Genomic DNA, 14358 nt, shown 5'->3' on the forward strand with positions numbered 1-14358 from the left:
ACAACAGCGAGTGATTGCTCTTTTTTTGTTGGTCAAAAAACCTGCATACGGCATCCCAACAGTCAGTTTTGTTTTTTCTTGAACATTGGTTCATTCGGATCAGAATAGTAATCAGGATTGAATTCATCATCGATCGAGACCCCGAAAAGAGAGACGAGACTGGGAAGAACCCCAATCACGCCGAGGACGACGGCAACTGGAAGGTAGAACTTTTTGCGCTTGTACCACGGAAGCTGCGATTTCTTTTCCATAGGAACTCCTCCTTTTTAAATAGTGTAGCATGTTCTGAGTTGAGTGTGTTAATAATTACCTTCAATATTTAAAAATATACTAAAAAGGTATATTGGTATATCTGATGGGGAAAAGGCTTCCTAGTAAAATTTAGGGAGCGTTCGTTTTTGTCATTGTTGCCAGAATCAAGTTTTATAAAAAAGGAACCGAGTAAGAAAGCCATCCTTCTTACTCGGTTCCATTTTATTGTAAGTAATCCTTGGTTTGGTCCATCAAGGTTTGAAAGTCTGATTCGTTTTTTCTTATCGCCTCTGTTAGGGTAAACAAATAACCGTTGGGGTCTTTGATGGTTATTTCAAGGGCATTCCACGGCTTTTCCATCAAAGGTTCTACGATCCACTTTTCGGGAATTTTCTGAGCGATATTCTGAAGATCAATCATCGCTACATTCAAAATTGCCCCATCGCCAACAGTGAACGAGTCTGCGGCAATCAGCATCAAATCTTGGTAGTCAGCAAGACGCAGATGGTCCATCGTCACTTGATTTTCTTGATTGCGAAACTGATACAATGACTGGAAACCCAAGATTTCTGCAAACCATTTTGATGATTGTTCAATATCTTTTGTCTTCAATTGATAAAACATTGGCATAACATATACTTTCATTTTGACACCTCCTCTTAATTAGAGGATACCGCTTGACGCAGCGTCAAAGTCAATAGACATTTTCGTATTGAAGCAAAGCTTGAGAATGGCGTTTCTTTGGCACTTAAGTCAAGGAAAAATGGGCAATAATTGTTTGACTCACTTCATCAGGTGATAAGTGGGTATTGTTGATTTTCAGCGAAGGAATCGTTGGAAAAAGGGTAGCTAATTCCTGTGGCAGACTTTCTAAGCGATAGTTTTCAAACGAAGACAAAAGCTCGTTTCTAGAAAAATCCAGCGCTCTTTTTGACGGCTTTGCGGCTAAACGGTCCTCATGGCAATTGCGCTTTAAGCGTTCCTCAATATCAGCCACTAGTTCGATAAAATAGACCTTTTGCTGGGCATCGGTAAATAGTTGGGCGATCTCTTGTAAAAAAGCTAAATCTCCCGCTTGATCGAAATCAATCAAGACCGTAAAAATGATTGATTTTGTCGTATTATTGGCTTCATTTTGAACAAAGGCTTTGAAGAGTTCGATCCGTGTTTGATTAGACAAAGCGAATGCTGCGGGACTATAGCCAAGAAAGTTCGCAAAAAGATCAATGGTCTGGTGATTGAATAAAAGCTTTGCATCCAATCGTTTTTCCAGTTCTTTGCCCACAGTCATTTTCCCTGCGGCTTGTGCGCCAATCAAGACGATCAATGACATCACAACACATCCTTTTTATCAATCGTAACAAAGGTGAGCTATCGTGTAAATTGGTTCTTAGAAAGAAACGATTGAGAAACTGGAATTTTTCATATGCGGAAACCAAAGATGCTCTTTTTTAGGTAAAAAGGAATGAGCGGAACTTCTCCGACAAAGGGAAGAAAACCATGCAGCACAAAAGCACAGTCTGGAACAACAAAATGACTAGTAGATTGATCGTTTTAAATCGTGAATAAAGATAGAAGTGGATCAGCCATTCGAAGACATTGACAAAGACTAAATAAAGGTAGTGCGCTTTTTTGACTTTGCAGTTTTTTAACCAATAATAGCTTAAGTAATAATCCAGCAAGATCATCAATAATAGAAAAAGTTTGCTGAAAGCCGTCAGATTGTCATGCTGCGAGGCGAGTTTTTGAAAAAACAGCAAAAGGGTTGGTGTCGGAATATAAATGATCAATAAGGATAGGAAAAAATAGACAATAAAGGGCATAGTCATTCCTCCAATCTGTTATTAAAAAAACATAGATAAACTAACAGATTTATTGAGAGCCGTCAACTGGTTTTTTATCGAAAAATTCGATAATGATGGGTAGCGTTGCTTGGAGGAAAAGGTTCAAAGGACAGTCGGTGGTAGCAAAGGATGATCGTAGGAAAATGAAAAAAGAAAGACTCCCTTTTACGAGAAAAGGGAGCGGAGGAGCTGCTTCATAGGGTATATTTATGCCCATGTCTCATTGAGTTTATCCGCATAAAACAAAAGTGCCTGTCGGTAAGACTGGATGTCTGGATCGCTAGAGGTTTCGGCAAGCAGGGTCAATAATCGTTTAGTGGCTTGCTCATACTCGGCGAGATTAAACAGTGTCATGGCATAGAAGGTTTGCAAAGCATGATTTTTTGGAAATAGCTTCATCGCTTGTAAAAACACGTCTTCGGCTTTTTGATAATTGCCGAGGGCACGATAGGTGCTGCCTAGACCTAGGTAGGCATCTGGCAAGTCGTTTTCTGATAACCCTAACGCGATTGCTTGTTCATAATAAGGAATTGCCTGTTGTTCTTCCCCTAAAAGATCATAACTCCAAGCCGTTTGGTACTGCACAAAGGCATCTTGGGGATTTTCGGCAGCTAATTGAATCAATTGTTCATTTGATTGTTGCAGTTTTTTTTCAGCCCGAAGTTGGATCGCAGCAGCTAGTCGTTCATTCATTGGTTGGAAGCTCCTTTTCAAATAGTAGAAAATGACTTAGATAACTTGCAAGCATAGCTAAGGGGAAAGATCTGCCCAGCTTTCACCTGCAAAAGAAAAACCGCATGCTTCATACAGCTTGTAGGCTGGCTGGTTTTCAACCGTTACTACCAGGTAAAGGTGAGTGAGTCCCATGCCTTTTGCTCGTTGGATCACTTCCTTCATCAGCAACTTGGATAAGCCGTTGCCTTTAAAGGCTGCGCCCATAACGACAAATAATAGCAGGGGAAGCTCTTGAAACGTGCTGGTTACTACGGCACCGATAGGATGATCATCCTTTTGTAACTGAAAAGAAAGCCCTGGAATCAAGGGACCGTATTTTCCGTCAGCGGTCTCTCTCAGCTCTCTTTGCCAGTCAGCAAGCGATTCCCCTTCGTCATCTGTCGTTTCATGATAGGCGGAATAAAAAAGCTCTGCGACATTTCGAGAATTCGGGAGAAAAGGCTCAAAAGAAAGGGCGGATTCTTGTGAAGTTTTGGGGGCATGTTGTAAGTCACAAGCCATAATGATTCGTTTCATAGAAGCACTCCTCTCAGCTCGTTTCATTTATTATAGCAGAGCCAAGCTTTTTCACGCTCGTTTTTTTCTAATGAAAGCCCAGATCCAACGACTTCCTTCGTAGATTGCAGTGAAGACAGCTACCAGAAACAAAAACGACATGTAGTGGATCAAAAAAGCGAGCTGAAACCATAAGCCATAGACCATCGGCAGGACGACAAGCAGACAAAGAACCAATTCGATGTTTCGCTTTCTTCTAATTTGAAACCAACGTTCATCTGACATCCTTTTTTCCTCCTGTTCATTCTTTACACACACTTCGTTAAATCTCCATCTTTATATAAAATAATCGATAGAGTTGCGATATTTTGATTAAAAAACTAGAAAATTGATTTATTTTTTGGTAATCTTGAAGATAAGATTAGAAATAGCTGTTGTTTTTTATTTTGACTGATTTTCCCACGAAAGACAAGGTGAGCACAATGGAAAGAAAACCGATGTATTTAAAAAATGGGCTTCCTTTAACAATGGAACCAGGTAAAATTTACACATGCCTTTATCGAGGCGGTTATTTCATTTGTGAAGAAAAGGGCCAACCGCTGCGACCGATAAAAAGAGAAGCGAAATAAGCGAACTTCTCACTTAAGATTTGTCAGGGATCGAATGGGTTGTTGGAACTGTTATCTCCTTTTGGGTACCAATCAAATGATGTCTAGCATTTTCAAAAAATCTCAACGTTCTTCATTCATACCATTCTAAGTCTTAAATTGATTTTGACCGATTTCAATTTAGTAAGAACAATCCGATCCCTGGCAAATGTTAGGTGGAAAGTTGGGCAGGTAGCAAGTGGATCAGTAATAGGTGAAAAACACTTTTTTCTCACAAAAGATGATTTCACTTGAATATAACGCCGTTTTTTGCTATAATAGTCCAGGAATTGAAAAATAAAATAGACAAAGGTTGAGCATTTTTTATGCTTCAAGGATCAGGTTTGCCAAGGGGTGAGGCAAACATTCTTGGAGGAATGCTGGCCTTTTTTCATATCAGCATACTTCTTCGTGAGGTATGCTTTTTTTGTTTATTTTTCAGTTGAGAATACAAATCATTATAGGAGGGGAATCGATGAGAGAAGCTTTGACTCGTTTACGAGAAGCAGAAGAAGCCAATGAACAGCAATTGCGCGCTTTGAAAAAAGAATTGCAGTCGGAAGAAGCGCAGCAGCAACAAGCATTGCAAGAGCGATCAGCCGCTTTGGAAGAGGCGCTTGCTCAAGAACAAGCAACAATCGAAGAGCAGTTGCAACAGTCACTAGCAGCACAAAAGCAGCAGCTGGCAAAAGAGAACCAGCAAGTGTTAGATCGTTACCAAAAAAATATGCAAAGCTTCCAAGAGCAAGCGGTTCAACAGATCGTTGAAGGAGTGATCGGGACTTATGGCAGTAACCAAACTAAATAAACTAACGTTGATCACCCCGAAGCACTACCAAGAAAGGTTATTGACGAAGCTGCAAACGATGCAGTTTGTTGAAATCGAGAACGTATTTGAGCAGGAAGCCAACGAAACTTGGCTGCGGGAATTTTTTGCAGGAGCCACCCCAGAAGGTGCTTCTCATCAACCAATGATTCGTCGACTGCAAGAAGCGATCCGCTTTATTCGTCAAAATGGTGATGCGAAAAAAGGCACGGAATGGCAACGAGATGCCTTGCGGCTGTCGGACTTTGAAACAAGCTTCGATGAAGCCGCAGCATTAACGGAGCTGGTTGAAGTCGAGAATTTGCAGGAGCGCTGGGTAGAGACGATCGAAGCGATCGAAGCAGCGACGCAGTCGGAAGAATGGGCGACACAATGGCAAAATCTTGACGTACCCTTGGAGATCGAAGCGCCTGCACATACAAGTTTTTTTGCTGGGAGTGTCGAAGGTCCACGCTGGGAAGATCTAGCTGAAGCCTTGCGTCAATTGGAAGAGGTTCATATCGAAGTGATCTATTCTGAACACAAAAAAGTCAATTTCAGCTGCCTGTTTTTAACAGCGATCGAAGAGCAAGTGTTCCAATTGTTTCACCGATATGGGGTGAAGAAAGAAACTGGCCTGACATCCGAATCACCAAAAGTGGTTTTGCAAAATACGAAACAAGCCTTGACTTCCTTGACGCAGCAGCGCAAAGAACTGATTACAGAAATCAGTCAGCACAAACAACGGCTGATCCTGCTGCAGCAAGCGGAAGAACTGTTTTTGACTCGTGAGAATCGGGCAATGATGCAACAGCGCTTAGCAGCTGGTCAGACCTTTGCCCTCTTGCGCGGCTGGATTGCAGAAAAGGATCAGCCGTTAGTGGCGGAAATGGTCCAAGAATCCTTTGCCAACGAGATTTACTATTCATTTGAAGAACCCACTGCAGAGGAGATCGCTGCCAATCAAGTGCCAACGAAGCTAAAAAACGCCTCGTTTATTCAACCCTTTGAAATGTTGACGGAAATGTACAGCTTGCCAAAATACGATGAGATCGATCCAACCCCATGGATGACGCCTTTTTACTATGTTTTCTTTGGTATGATGGTGGCTGACTTAGGTTATGGTGCATTAATGGCTGTCGCGACCACGATTGGGCTACACGCCTTGCGTTTGCCCAAAGGGACCAAACGGTTTCTGAAATTGTTCCAGATTTTGTCTGTGCCAACTATGATTTGGGGCGCAATCTACGGCTCCTTCTTTGGTGCTACATTGCCCTTCCAACTTTTATCGCCCTCCGAAGATTTTATGGCGATCTTTGGTCTATCCATGATTTTTGGTGGCATCCAACTGTTTACAGGCCTTTATTTAGCAGCCAAAGAAAATATCCGCAAAAAGGATCTTTTAGGTGCAGTCAACGAAGGCTTTGCGTGGCTAGGACTTTTGAGTGGTCTTTTAGTGGCAGCCGCAGGCAATCTTTTGATCGATGTCCCAGCACTAACAACCGTCGGCTTGATTTTAGCAGGCTTTAGTGCCTTATTGATCATCGTGGTACCGATTCTGAAAGGGAAAACCAAAGTGGGCGGCTTCTTTTTAGGCTTGTATGACTTATACGGTGTGACCAGTTACATCGGCGACTTTGTCAGCTATAGCCGCTTGATGGCATTAGGGATCTCTGGTGGGAGTATCGCAGCAGCCTTCAACTTATTGGTGGGCTATTTGCCGCCAGCCGCTCGTTTTTCTGTAGGCATTCTCTTATTGGTTGTCCTACAAGCTTTAAACATCTTTTTATCGTTACTGAGTGCGTATGTGCATGCCGCTCGTTTACAATATGTAGAGTTTTTCGGAAAATTTTTCACTGGTGGGGGGCGCCAATTTGAAACCTTTAAGCCAAGTGAGAAATACGTTGATTTTGATAAAGAAAATGGAGGAGACAATAAATGATTGATTACTTAATTAATAATAATGGTGGTATGGTGTTTGCAATTATCGGAATGGGGATCGCTACGATCTTTTCTGGGATCGGTTCAGCCAAAGGGGTGGGCCAAACTGGTGAAGCAGCGGCAGCCTTAACGACGAATCAGCCGGAGAAGTTTGGACAAGCCTTGATTTTACAATTGCTTCCCGGAACGCAAGGACTTTACGGATTCGTTATTGCGTTTATGATCTATGGTAGCTTAAGTGGTGAAATGTCGACAGTGACTGGTATGGCGTACTTGATGGCCTCACTGCCAGTTGCCTTTACTGGCTTATTCTCAGGAATGGCCCAAGGGAAGGTCGCTGCAGCTGGGATTCAAATTTTAGCGAAGAAACCAGAGCATTTCTTTAAAGGGGTCATGTTCTCAGTAATGGTTGAGATGTATGCCATCTTAGGCTTTGTTATTTCTTTCTTACTTTTAGGAACGATTTAAAGGGGGCGAAGGTATGGATGCAATCGACAAAATGATTGCTGAACTAGACCAAGAAGCGCAGACAAAACGGGAACGTTTGGCTGCCGCTGAACGTGCTAGGATCAGTGAAACGATGGCACGTGACTGGGCGAAAAAAGAGTCGGACTTGCAGCTTCGTGCTCAGCAAGCAAAAAAGCAAGCCGAAAAAAATTATCAGCAAGCGCAAAATCGCCAAGCAAGTGCCGCTAAGCAGCAGCAAATGGTGAAACAAAACGAATACCTGACACAACTTTTTGAGCAAGCGTATCAACAAATGGTTGCCTGGACGCCAGAAGAGCTGCAGTCATTTGCTGAAAATGTGCTGCAACAGCTGCCGATCAGCGGGACGGTGACCTTCCACGCTGGTCCTGAGCAAGCAGCCCATCTAGATGCCGCTTGGCTTACGTCGTGTCAATCAAAACTACCGTATGAAATCAAAGCAGGCGCACCATTGACAGAAGCAGGCTTTTTGGTGGATGACAACGGCATTCAATACAATTTTACCTATCAGGTACTGCTTGATGAATACAAGAAAGAAACCCGGGAACGGTGGTTGCAGATCATACAACAAGGAGGTTGATCCATGAGGAACTATCATCAATTGAATCCAATCATTCGGCTGAAAGAGATGACGTTGTTAAAACCGCAAGAAGTCGAACAAATGATTGCGGCAAAAGGGTTTGCTGAAGTCGAAGCTGTCTTGCAGCAGACCCATTATCAACGCTATTTGAAGCCAGATTTTCATGAACGATTCGAAACCTATCTCGATGAAGAATTGTTAAAGACGATCAAAGAATTGGCCGAGCTGGTTCCTGATCAAGAGATCCTCCGACTGTATATGATGCCTTTTACTTTCCATAATCTAAAAGTCTTGACCAAAGAGTCAGTCACTGGAAAAGATTATGATCATCTACTGATCGAAGATGGTTTTTACACGATCGATGAGTGTCGGACCGCCATCAAAACGGGAACCTCAGAGGTATTGCCTGAGAAAATCGTGACTACGATCCAAGAAGTGCGGGAGTACTTAGAAGGCGGCGCCGTGCTGCAAGGCATCGATATCATTTACGATCGCCGGTATTTACATGAACAACGGCGACTGGCAGATGAAATCAAGATTCCTGAGCTACAAGAAGCTGTCATCAAGATGATCGATCTGACCAATATAACGATTGCCGCTCGTTGTGTACTTCAAAAACGATCGCGTAGTTTTATGGAGGCAGTCTTAGGGAGTGTCGGCAGTATCCCGAAAGAAGAATTTTTAGCGTTTGCGGATGCGTCCTATAGTGACTTTTTAGCCTTCTTATTAGAAAGTGATTATCAGGAAGTGTTGCGGCCTTTGATTCATGAACAGGTGATCGACTTTGCTGGCTTGGCACTTTTGCAAGACAATTTGATCACAGAAAGCTATGGCCAAGCCCAAACAGATGCTTTAGGACCACTGCCTTTACTCGCATTTTTGAATGCTAAGGTTTTGGAACTGCAAAATCTGCGTATCTTGCTAGTAGGCAAACGCAGTGGCTTTACGGAAGAACAACTCAGAGAAAGGATGCGGCACTATGACTCATAAAATCGGCGTAATCGGCGAGAAAGAATCCGTCATTCCTTTTCAATTATTTGGCTTTCAGGTCTGCTATGCCTCGGAAGAAAAAGAAGTGAAGCAGGCGCTGGCAAAATTAATGAAGAACAGTACGATCATCTACCTGACTGAAAAATGTGCCGAGCTGATTCCCGATGAATTAGCAAAAGTCCAACAAAAAATGACACCTGCAGTCATCTTGATTCCTGATTATGATGGTTCCCGAGGAATCGGCAAGCGAATGATTCAAGAAAATGTCGAAAAAGCAGTTGGACAAAACATACTATAGAGAGGAGCCGATGTTGTGGAAAAAGGAACAATTATTAAAGTATCTGGTCCATTGGTGCTAGCCAAAAATATGGGCCATGCAAGTTTAGAAGATATCTGTTATGTAGGAGATTTAGGCGTGGTCGGTGAGATCATCGAAATGCGCGGCGACGTCGCTTCGATCCAAGTCTATGAAGAAACGTCTGGGATCGGACCTGGTGAACCAGTCGAAACCACCGGTGAACCGCTATCCGTCGAATTGGCGCCTGGGATCATGTCACAAATGTTTGATGGCATCCAACGTCCCTTAGAAACCTTCATGTCTGTCACCCAAAGCAACTTCTTGACGCGTGGGGTGCAATTGCCTGCGTTGGATCATGAGAAAAAGTGGCCCTTTGTACCGACAGTCGAAGTCGGCGAAGTAGTCAGTACCGGGATGGTCATCGGCACCGTGCAAGAAACACCCTTGATCAATCACAAGATCATGGTTCCTCATGGCGTTTCAGGAACAGTCAAGGCTGTTTATGCGGGGGAATTTACCATCGATGAAACGATTTATGTTTTAGATACACCCAAAGGAGAACGGTCTTTCACGATGCTGCAAAAATGGCCCGTTCGTCATAGCCGTCCAGTAAAGCAAAAACTGAATCCAGTCGAACCAATGATTACTGGTCAGCGAGTGATCGACACCTTCTTTCCAATCGCTAAAGGCGGGGCGTCAGCCGTTCCAGGACCTTTTGGTGCAGGGAAAACTGTTGTTCAGCACCAAATCGCCAAATGGGCGGATGTCGATCTGGTCGTCTATGTCGGCTGCGGCGAACGCGGCAATGAAATGACCGATGTAATGAACGAGTTTCCAGAGTTGATCGACCCTCGTAGTGGTGAATCTTTAATGGCGAGAACCGTGTTGATCGCTAACACCTCCAATATGCCGGTAGCCGCTCGGGAAGCGTCGATTTATACTGGGATCACGATTGCGGAATACTTCCGAGACATGGGGTATTCAGTGGCGATCATGGCGGATTCCACCTCACGTTGGGCAGAAGCACTGCGAGAAATGTCTGGTCGTCTGGAAGAAATGCCTGGGGATGAAGGGTATCCAGCTTACTTAGGCAGCCGCTTGGCAGAGTATTATGAGCGTTCTGGAAAAGCGATTTGCTTAGGTTCTGATCAAGAAGGCAGTATCACTGCCATCAGCGCCGTTTCACCATCAGGCGGCGATATTTCAGAACCAGTTACCCAAAATACGTTGCGGGTCGTAAAAGTCTTTTGGGGCTTAGATGCCACTTTAGCGCAAAAGCGTCATTTTCCATCGATCGATTGGTTGAAGAGCTATTCATTATACGAAAACGAATTGGGTGCCTTTTTGGACCAACAAATGCAAGTAGATTGGTCCAAACAAGTAACAGAAGCCATGCGGATGCTGCAAAAAGAATCTGAGTTGTCAGAGATCGTTCGACTTGTCGGCATCGACGCTTTGTCCGAAAAAGATCAGTTATTGCTGGAAACCACCAAATCATTGAGAGAAGATTTCTTGCAGCAAAACGCTTTTGACGACGTCGATACGTTTACCTCTCGTGAAAAGCAGTTCAAAATGCTGGAAACGATCTTGCTGCTCCACAAAGAAGCGGAAGATGCGTTGACACTAGGTGCGTATCTTTCAGAAATCTATGCAGGAACCGAAGAATTGCGAGACAAAGTGGCACGTATGAAGTACTTGCCTGAAACGGAATTAGCAAAAATTCCAGCTTTGCATCAAGAGATCAAAGCAACGATGAAAGAAATTTTACAGAAAGGAGACCGCACCGATGATCAAGGAATATAAAACGATTGGAGAAGTCGTCGGACCATTGATGGCCGTCGATCGCGTCTCCGGTGTCAAATACGAAGAGTTGATCGAAGTCCGCATGCAAAACGGCGAAACGCGGCAAGGACAAGTACTGGAGATCCAAGAAGACAAAGCGTTGGTCCAAATTTTTGAAGGAACCGGCGGGATCAATTTGCGGGAATCTGCGGTGCGTTTCTTAGGACATCCTTTGGAATTAGGCGTTTCCGAGCAAATGATCGGGCGAGTCTTTGACGGCTTAGGTCGGGTCAAAGATGGCGGAGTAGAGATCGTCCCAGAAAAATTTATGGACATCAACGGCGAAGTGATCAATCCAGCAGCGCGGGATTATCCTGATGAGTTTATTCAAACGGGGATCTCATCGATCGACCACTTGAATACGCTTGTTCGGGGACAAAAGCTGCCGATTTTTTCTGGTTCTGGTCTGCCTCATAAAGAATTGGCTTCGCAAATTGCTCGTCAAGCACAAGTGTTGAACTCGGAAGACGATTTCGCTGTTGTGTTTGCTGGCATCGGGATCACCTTTGAAGAAGCAGAATATTTCATGGAAGATTTTCGTCAAACTGGCGCCATCGACCATTCTGTCGTCTTTATGAATCTAGCCAATGACCCAGCGATCGAGCGGATCGCTACTCCCCGAATGGCACTGACGGCAGCCGAATACTTGGCTTATGAAAAGGGCATGCATGTCTTGGTGATCATGACGGATATGACCAACTACTGTGAAGCTTTGCGGGAGATCTCCTCTGCTCGTCGTGAAGTGCCAGGACGTCGGGGTTATCCTGGGTATCTTTATACCAATCTATCCACGTTATATGAACGTGCGGGACGGATTCGCGGCTTGAAAGGTTCAGTGACCCAGCTGCCGATTTTGACCATGCCAGAAGATGACAAAACCCATCCGATTCCCGATTTGACCGGCTATATCACCGAAGGACAAATCATTTTGTCTCGTGATTTGTATAAAAACGGCATCCAGCCACCCATCGATGTCTTGCCGTCATTGTCACGGTTAAAAGATAAAGGGACCGGTGAAGGAAAAACCCGTAAAGACCATGCCGCAACGATGAACCAGTTGTTTTCTGCCTATGCTCAAGGAAAGCAAGCCAAGGAATTGGCAGTCGTTTTAGGAGAATCGGCATTGTCGGAAGTAGATAAAACCTATGCCAAATTTGCGGAACGCTTCGAAAATGAATACTTGAACCAAGGGTATCGCACCAACCGCTCTATTATCGAAACCTTGGAATTAGGGTGGGAATTATTGGCGATGCTGCCAAAAGTCGAGCTGAAGCGGATCAGCGATGCCCTACTGGCGGAATACTTACCGGGAGAGGAGAACAATGGCGCAAAAAACCGTTAATCCAACCCGCATGGAGCTGTCGCGCCTCAGCAAACAATTGGCGACAGCCAAACGCGGACACAAATTATTAAAAGACAAACAAGACGAACTCATGCGTCAATTTATTGAATTGATCAAAAAGAATGACCGCTTGCGTAAAGAAGTCGAAGAACAATTGCAGCGTGCCATGAAGGCATTTCGCTTAGCCAATGCCACGATCAATGAAAAATACATTGAAGAAATGTTTATTTTACCAGCAACTGAAGTCTCCCTTGAGTTATCCACGAAAAATATCATGAGTGTGGAAGTGCCAGTGATGCATTTTGATTACGACGATACGGTGATGCAAGCGCCGATCGAGTACGGCTTTTTGAATTCCAATGTTCCGTTAGATAATGCGGTCGCCCGTTTTACCGACGTTATGCCGAAGCTGTTGGAGCTAACGGAAATCGAAAAGACCTGTCAATTGATGGCAGGGGAAATCGAACGGACGCGCCGACGCGTCAATGCCCTAGAATATTTGACGATTCCCGAGCTGGAAGAAGCCATTTATGGAATCAAAATGCGGCTGGAAGAAAATGAACGAGCAAACGTAACAAGAATGATCAAAGTGAAGAATAAATCAAAATAAAATGGTATGATAAGAGAAAAAACAAATGCAATAAACTTGGATTACTAAGACATTGGTTTTTGCAAAAGGTCAAAGGAAATGAAAATGAAAAAAAGAAATCGTTTGAAAAAAAAGCTGGCATCGCAACGCTTTTTGATTCCGCAGATCGTCACTCTGGTCTTCGTTTTGCTGATATTGGCAGGAACTGGCTTGCTGATGCTGCCGGCTGTCACCCAAAGTGGTGAAGGCACCAACTTTTTAGATGCGCTGTTTACTGCCACATCGGCTGTTTGCGTGACGGGTCTTTCGACCTTGACCGTAGCCGATCATTACAACCTGTGGGGCCAAGGGATCTTGCTGATGCTGATTGAGATCGGTGGGATCGGCTTCATGTCGATTCCCGTCTTCTTTTACATCTTGGCGAGAAAAAGAGTCCATCTTAGTACTCGGATGATTTTGCGGGAATCATTGAATCTGGACCGAATGTCTGGAGAGATCCATTTGGCATGGTACCTGATTCGGATCGCCTTTTTGATCCAAGTCAGTGGGATCATCTTGCTGGCTTTTGCATTCGTGCCCCGTTTTGGTTGGGAGCAAGGCCTTTGGTACAGTGTTTTTCATGCGATCTCGGCCTTTTGTAATGCTGGGTTTGATTTGTTCGGCAACAGCATGGTAGGGTTTCAAAACGACCCATTTGTGCTAGGGGTCATCAGTTTCTTGATCATCGCAGGTGGTCTGGGATTTCTCGTTTGGTTCGATCTCCTGCATACGGCGTCCAAAAAACGGTCCCTGCATAGCCGCTTGGCATGGATCGCTATGATCGTTTTGGTGGTTTTTGGAACGGCAGGGTTCTTTTTGACCGAAGCCAATTCACAGTTGATCACGGGTGATTCGGTCATCGAACGTTTTTTCCAATACCTCTTCTTAGCAGTCACCCCAAGAACCGCGGGATTTTTCAGTATTGATTACGGACAAATGAGTCAAGCAGGCTTGATGCTGACGATGATTTTAATGTATATCGGCGGCACCTCTGGATCAACTGCTGGGGGATTGAAGACAACGACATTTGCGGTCTTGATCATCAAGATCCGCAGCTTATTGAAAGGGCGCAGTCGAGCGGAAGTTTTTGGTCGCACGATCAAAGAATCTGCTGTATCGCGTGCCTTTACGTTGTTCTTCCTTACCTTGACGTTATGCTTCGTAGCGATTTTCTTATTGTCGATCACTGAGAGTATGCCGCAAACCCCAAACTTTGGGTTGCCAACCATTGCCTTTGAAGTTTTTTCCGCTTTTGGAACGGTGGGGTTGACCATGGGGTTGACGCCTTACTTGTCGGTTTTTGGCAAACTTTTGATCATTTTTTTGATGTTCATTGGTCGAGTCGGCATCATGACCGTTGCTTTTTCATTGATGAAAAAAGCCAACAAACAAGAAGCTGGCTACAAATATCCTGATGAAACCGTGATGATCGGGTAACGAAACAGGGAAACGAAGCACGCTTCGTTTCCCTGT

17 protein-coding genes and 1 other annotated feature are annotated in these 14358 nt (G+C 44.2%); of the genes, 10 read left to right on the top strand and 7 right to left on the bottom strand.

What is annotated here, in order from left to right; translation table 11 throughout:
- Window positions 1–62 precede the first annotated feature (62 nt).
- From IGI77_RS05995 to IGI77_RS06025, 7 genes are all read right to left on the bottom strand, one after another.
- Window positions 63–251 (bottom strand): hypothetical protein, encoded by a 189-nt coding sequence (locus tag IGI77_RS05995; protein ID WP_005225554.1) that lies wholly within the window; start codon window positions 249–251, stop codon window positions 63–65.
- Between the two features lie 223 nt (window positions 252–474).
- Window positions 475–897 carry a VOC family protein gene (locus IGI77_RS06000; protein ID WP_115232126.1) on the bottom strand — a complete coding sequence of 141 codons (423 nt, stop codon included), beginning with the start codon at window positions 895–897 and terminating at the stop codon, window positions 475–477.
- Between the two features lie 103 nt (window positions 898–1000).
- A complete protein-coding gene (locus IGI77_RS06005) occupies window positions 1001–1585 on the bottom strand; it encodes an AAA family ATPase (RefSeq protein WP_087627182.1) in 585 nt (194 codons plus the stop codon).
- Window positions 1586–1703: 118 nt separating this feature from the next.
- The gene (locus IGI77_RS06010) at window positions 1704–2075 is read right to left on the bottom strand and encodes a hypothetical protein (protein WP_438769687.1); all 372 of its coding nucleotides are present in this window, start codon (window positions 2073–2075) and stop codon (window positions 1704–1706) included.
- A gap of 228 nt (window positions 2076–2303) precedes the next feature.
- On the bottom strand, window positions 2304–2789 hold the full coding sequence (locus IGI77_RS06015) for a tetratricopeptide repeat protein (RefSeq protein ID WP_086338469.1): 486 nt from the start codon (window positions 2787–2789) through the stop codon (window positions 2304–2306).
- A gap of 57 nt (window positions 2790–2846) precedes the next feature.
- Window positions 2847–3374 (bottom strand): GNAT family N-acetyltransferase, encoded by a 528-nt coding sequence (locus tag IGI77_RS06020; RefSeq protein WP_438769688.1) that lies wholly within the window; start codon window positions 3372–3374, stop codon window positions 2847–2849.
- Between the two features lie 24 nt (window positions 3375–3398).
- Window positions 3399–3611 (bottom strand): hypothetical protein, encoded by a 213-nt coding sequence (locus IGI77_RS06025; RefSeq protein WP_086338467.1) that lies wholly within the window; start codon window positions 3609–3611, stop codon window positions 3399–3401.
- A gap of 673 nt (window positions 3612–4284) precedes the next feature.
- Window positions 4285–4338, top strand: a sequence feature (sodium ion sensor (DUF1646 type); this cis-regulatory element may regulate processes involved in with the transportation of sodium ions).
- A gap of 110 nt (window positions 4339–4448) precedes the next feature.
- On the opposite strand from IGI77_RS06025, the gene IGI77_RS06030 reads away from it, so the two are divergent.
- The 10 genes from IGI77_RS06030 to IGI77_RS06075 all read left to right on the top strand — a co-directional run bounded on the left by IGI77_RS06030 (window position 4449) and on the right by IGI77_RS06075 (window position 14322).
- On the top strand, window positions 4449–4781 hold the full coding sequence (locus IGI77_RS06030) for a hypothetical protein (RefSeq protein ID WP_015509344.1): 333 nt from the start codon (window positions 4449–4451) through the stop codon (window positions 4779–4781).
- Window positions 4759–6720, top strand: coding sequence for a V-type ATP synthase subunit I (locus tag IGI77_RS06035; protein ID WP_438769689.1), 1962 nt, complete (start codon window positions 4759–4761; stop codon window positions 6718–6720). The genes IGI77_RS06030 and IGI77_RS06035 overlap by 23 nt, the downstream gene beginning before the upstream one ends.
- On the top strand, window positions 6717–7187 hold the full coding sequence (locus IGI77_RS06040; protein WP_005225567.1) for a V-type ATP synthase subunit K: 471 nt from the start codon (window positions 6717–6719) through the stop codon (window positions 7185–7187). Before IGI77_RS06035 ends, IGI77_RS06040 begins: the two co-directional genes overlap by 4 nt.
- Window positions 7188–7200: 13 nt before the next feature.
- Entirely contained in the window at window positions 7201–7785 is a 585-nt protein-coding gene (locus tag IGI77_RS06045) for a hypothetical protein (RefSeq protein WP_413126073.1), read from the top strand.
- 3 nt (window positions 7786–7788) lie between these two features.
- Window positions 7789–8775 (top strand): V-type ATPase subunit, encoded by a 987-nt coding sequence (locus IGI77_RS06050; RefSeq protein WP_438769690.1) that lies wholly within the window; start codon window positions 7789–7791, stop codon window positions 8773–8775.
- Complete coding sequence (locus IGI77_RS06055) at window positions 8765–9073, top strand: V-type ATP synthase subunit F (RefSeq protein WP_005225570.1); 309 nt, start codon at window positions 8765–8767, stop codon at window positions 9071–9073. Before IGI77_RS06050 ends, IGI77_RS06055 begins: the two co-directional genes overlap by 11 nt.
- Window positions 9074–9088: 15 nt before the next feature.
- Window positions 9089–10876 (top strand): V-type ATP synthase subunit A, encoded by a 1788-nt coding sequence (locus IGI77_RS06060; protein WP_086292067.1) that lies wholly within the window; start codon window positions 9089–9091, stop codon window positions 10874–10876.
- Window positions 10860–12257: a V-type ATP synthase subunit B gene (locus IGI77_RS06065; protein WP_010747828.1), complete on the top strand. Its 1398-nt coding sequence runs from the start codon at window positions 10860–10862 to the stop codon at window positions 12255–12257. Before IGI77_RS06060 ends, IGI77_RS06065 begins: the two co-directional genes overlap by 17 nt.
- Window positions 12238–12867 carry a V-type ATP synthase subunit D gene (locus IGI77_RS06070; protein ID WP_010747829.1) on the top strand — a complete coding sequence of 210 codons (630 nt, stop codon included), beginning with the start codon at window positions 12238–12240 and terminating at the stop codon, window positions 12865–12867. The genes IGI77_RS06065 and IGI77_RS06070 overlap by 20 nt, the downstream gene beginning before the upstream one ends.
- 78 nt (window positions 12868–12945) lie before the next feature.
- Window positions 12946–14322, top strand: coding sequence for a TrkH family potassium uptake protein (locus tag IGI77_RS06075; RefSeq protein ID WP_034869953.1), 1377 nt, complete (start codon window positions 12946–12948; stop codon window positions 14320–14322).
- Window positions 14323–14358: the final 36 nt, after the last annotated feature.

The sequence above is a fragment of the Enterococcus sp. DIV0213h genome (genome assembly GCF_051711285.1).
Lineage (GTDB): Bacteria > Bacillota > Bacilli > Lactobacillales > Enterococcaceae > Enterococcus_D > Enterococcus_D casseliflavus.

What these genes read in the sequence shown, in the direction of transcription:
- IGI77_RS05995 (WP_005225554.1), bottom strand. Translation starts at nt 251, where the DNA reads ATGGAAAAGAAATCGCAGCTTCCGTGGTACAAGCGCAAAAAGTTCTAC.
- IGI77_RS06000 (WP_115232126.1), bottom strand. Translation starts at nt 897, where the DNA reads ATGAAAGTATATGTTATGCCAATGTTTTATCAATTGAAGACAAAAGAT.
- IGI77_RS06005 (WP_087627182.1), bottom strand. Translation starts at nt 1,585, where the DNA reads ATGTCATTGATCGTCTTGATTGGCGCACAAGCCGCAGGGAAAATGACT.
- IGI77_RS06010 (WP_438769687.1), bottom strand. Translation starts at nt 2,075, where the DNA reads ATGCCCTTTATTGTCTATTTTTTCCTATCCTTATTGATCATTTATATT.
- IGI77_RS06015 (WP_086338469.1), bottom strand. Translation starts at nt 2,789, where the DNA reads ATGAATGAACGACTAGCTGCTGCGATCCAACTTCGGGCTGAAAAAAAA.
- IGI77_RS06020 (WP_438769688.1), bottom strand. Translation starts at nt 3,374, where the DNA reads ATGAAACGAGCTGAGAGGAGTGCTTCTATGAAACGAATCATTATGGCT.
- IGI77_RS06025 (WP_086338467.1), bottom strand. Translation starts at nt 3,611, where the DNA reads ATGTCAGATGAACGTTGGTTTCAAATTAGAAGAAAGCGAAACATCGAA.
- IGI77_RS06030 (WP_015509344.1), top strand. Translation starts at nt 4,449, where the DNA reads ATGAGAGAAGCTTTGACTCGTTTACGAGAAGCAGAAGAAGCCAATGAA.
- IGI77_RS06035 (WP_438769689.1), top strand. Translation starts at nt 4,759, where the DNA reads ATGGCAGTAACCAAACTAAATAAACTAACGTTGATCACCCCGAAGCAC.
- IGI77_RS06040 (WP_005225567.1), top strand. Translation starts at nt 6,717, where the DNA reads ATGATTGATTACTTAATTAATAATAATGGTGGTATGGTGTTTGCAATT.
- IGI77_RS06045 (WP_413126073.1), top strand. Translation starts at nt 7,201, where the DNA reads ATGGATGCAATCGACAAAATGATTGCTGAACTAGACCAAGAAGCGCAG.
- IGI77_RS06050 (WP_438769690.1), top strand. Translation starts at nt 7,789, where the DNA reads ATGAGGAACTATCATCAATTGAATCCAATCATTCGGCTGAAAGAGATG.
- IGI77_RS06055 (WP_005225570.1), top strand. Translation starts at nt 8,765, where the DNA reads ATGACTCATAAAATCGGCGTAATCGGCGAGAAAGAATCCGTCATTCCT.
- IGI77_RS06065 (WP_010747828.1), top strand. Translation starts at nt 10,860, where the DNA reads ATGATCAAGGAATATAAAACGATTGGAGAAGTCGTCGGACCATTGATG.
- IGI77_RS06070 (WP_010747829.1), top strand. Translation starts at nt 12,238, where the DNA reads ATGGCGCAAAAAACCGTTAATCCAACCCGCATGGAGCTGTCGCGCCTC.
- IGI77_RS06075 (WP_034869953.1), top strand. Translation starts at nt 12,946, where the DNA reads ATGAAAATGAAAAAAAGAAATCGTTTGAAAAAAAAGCTGGCATCGCAA.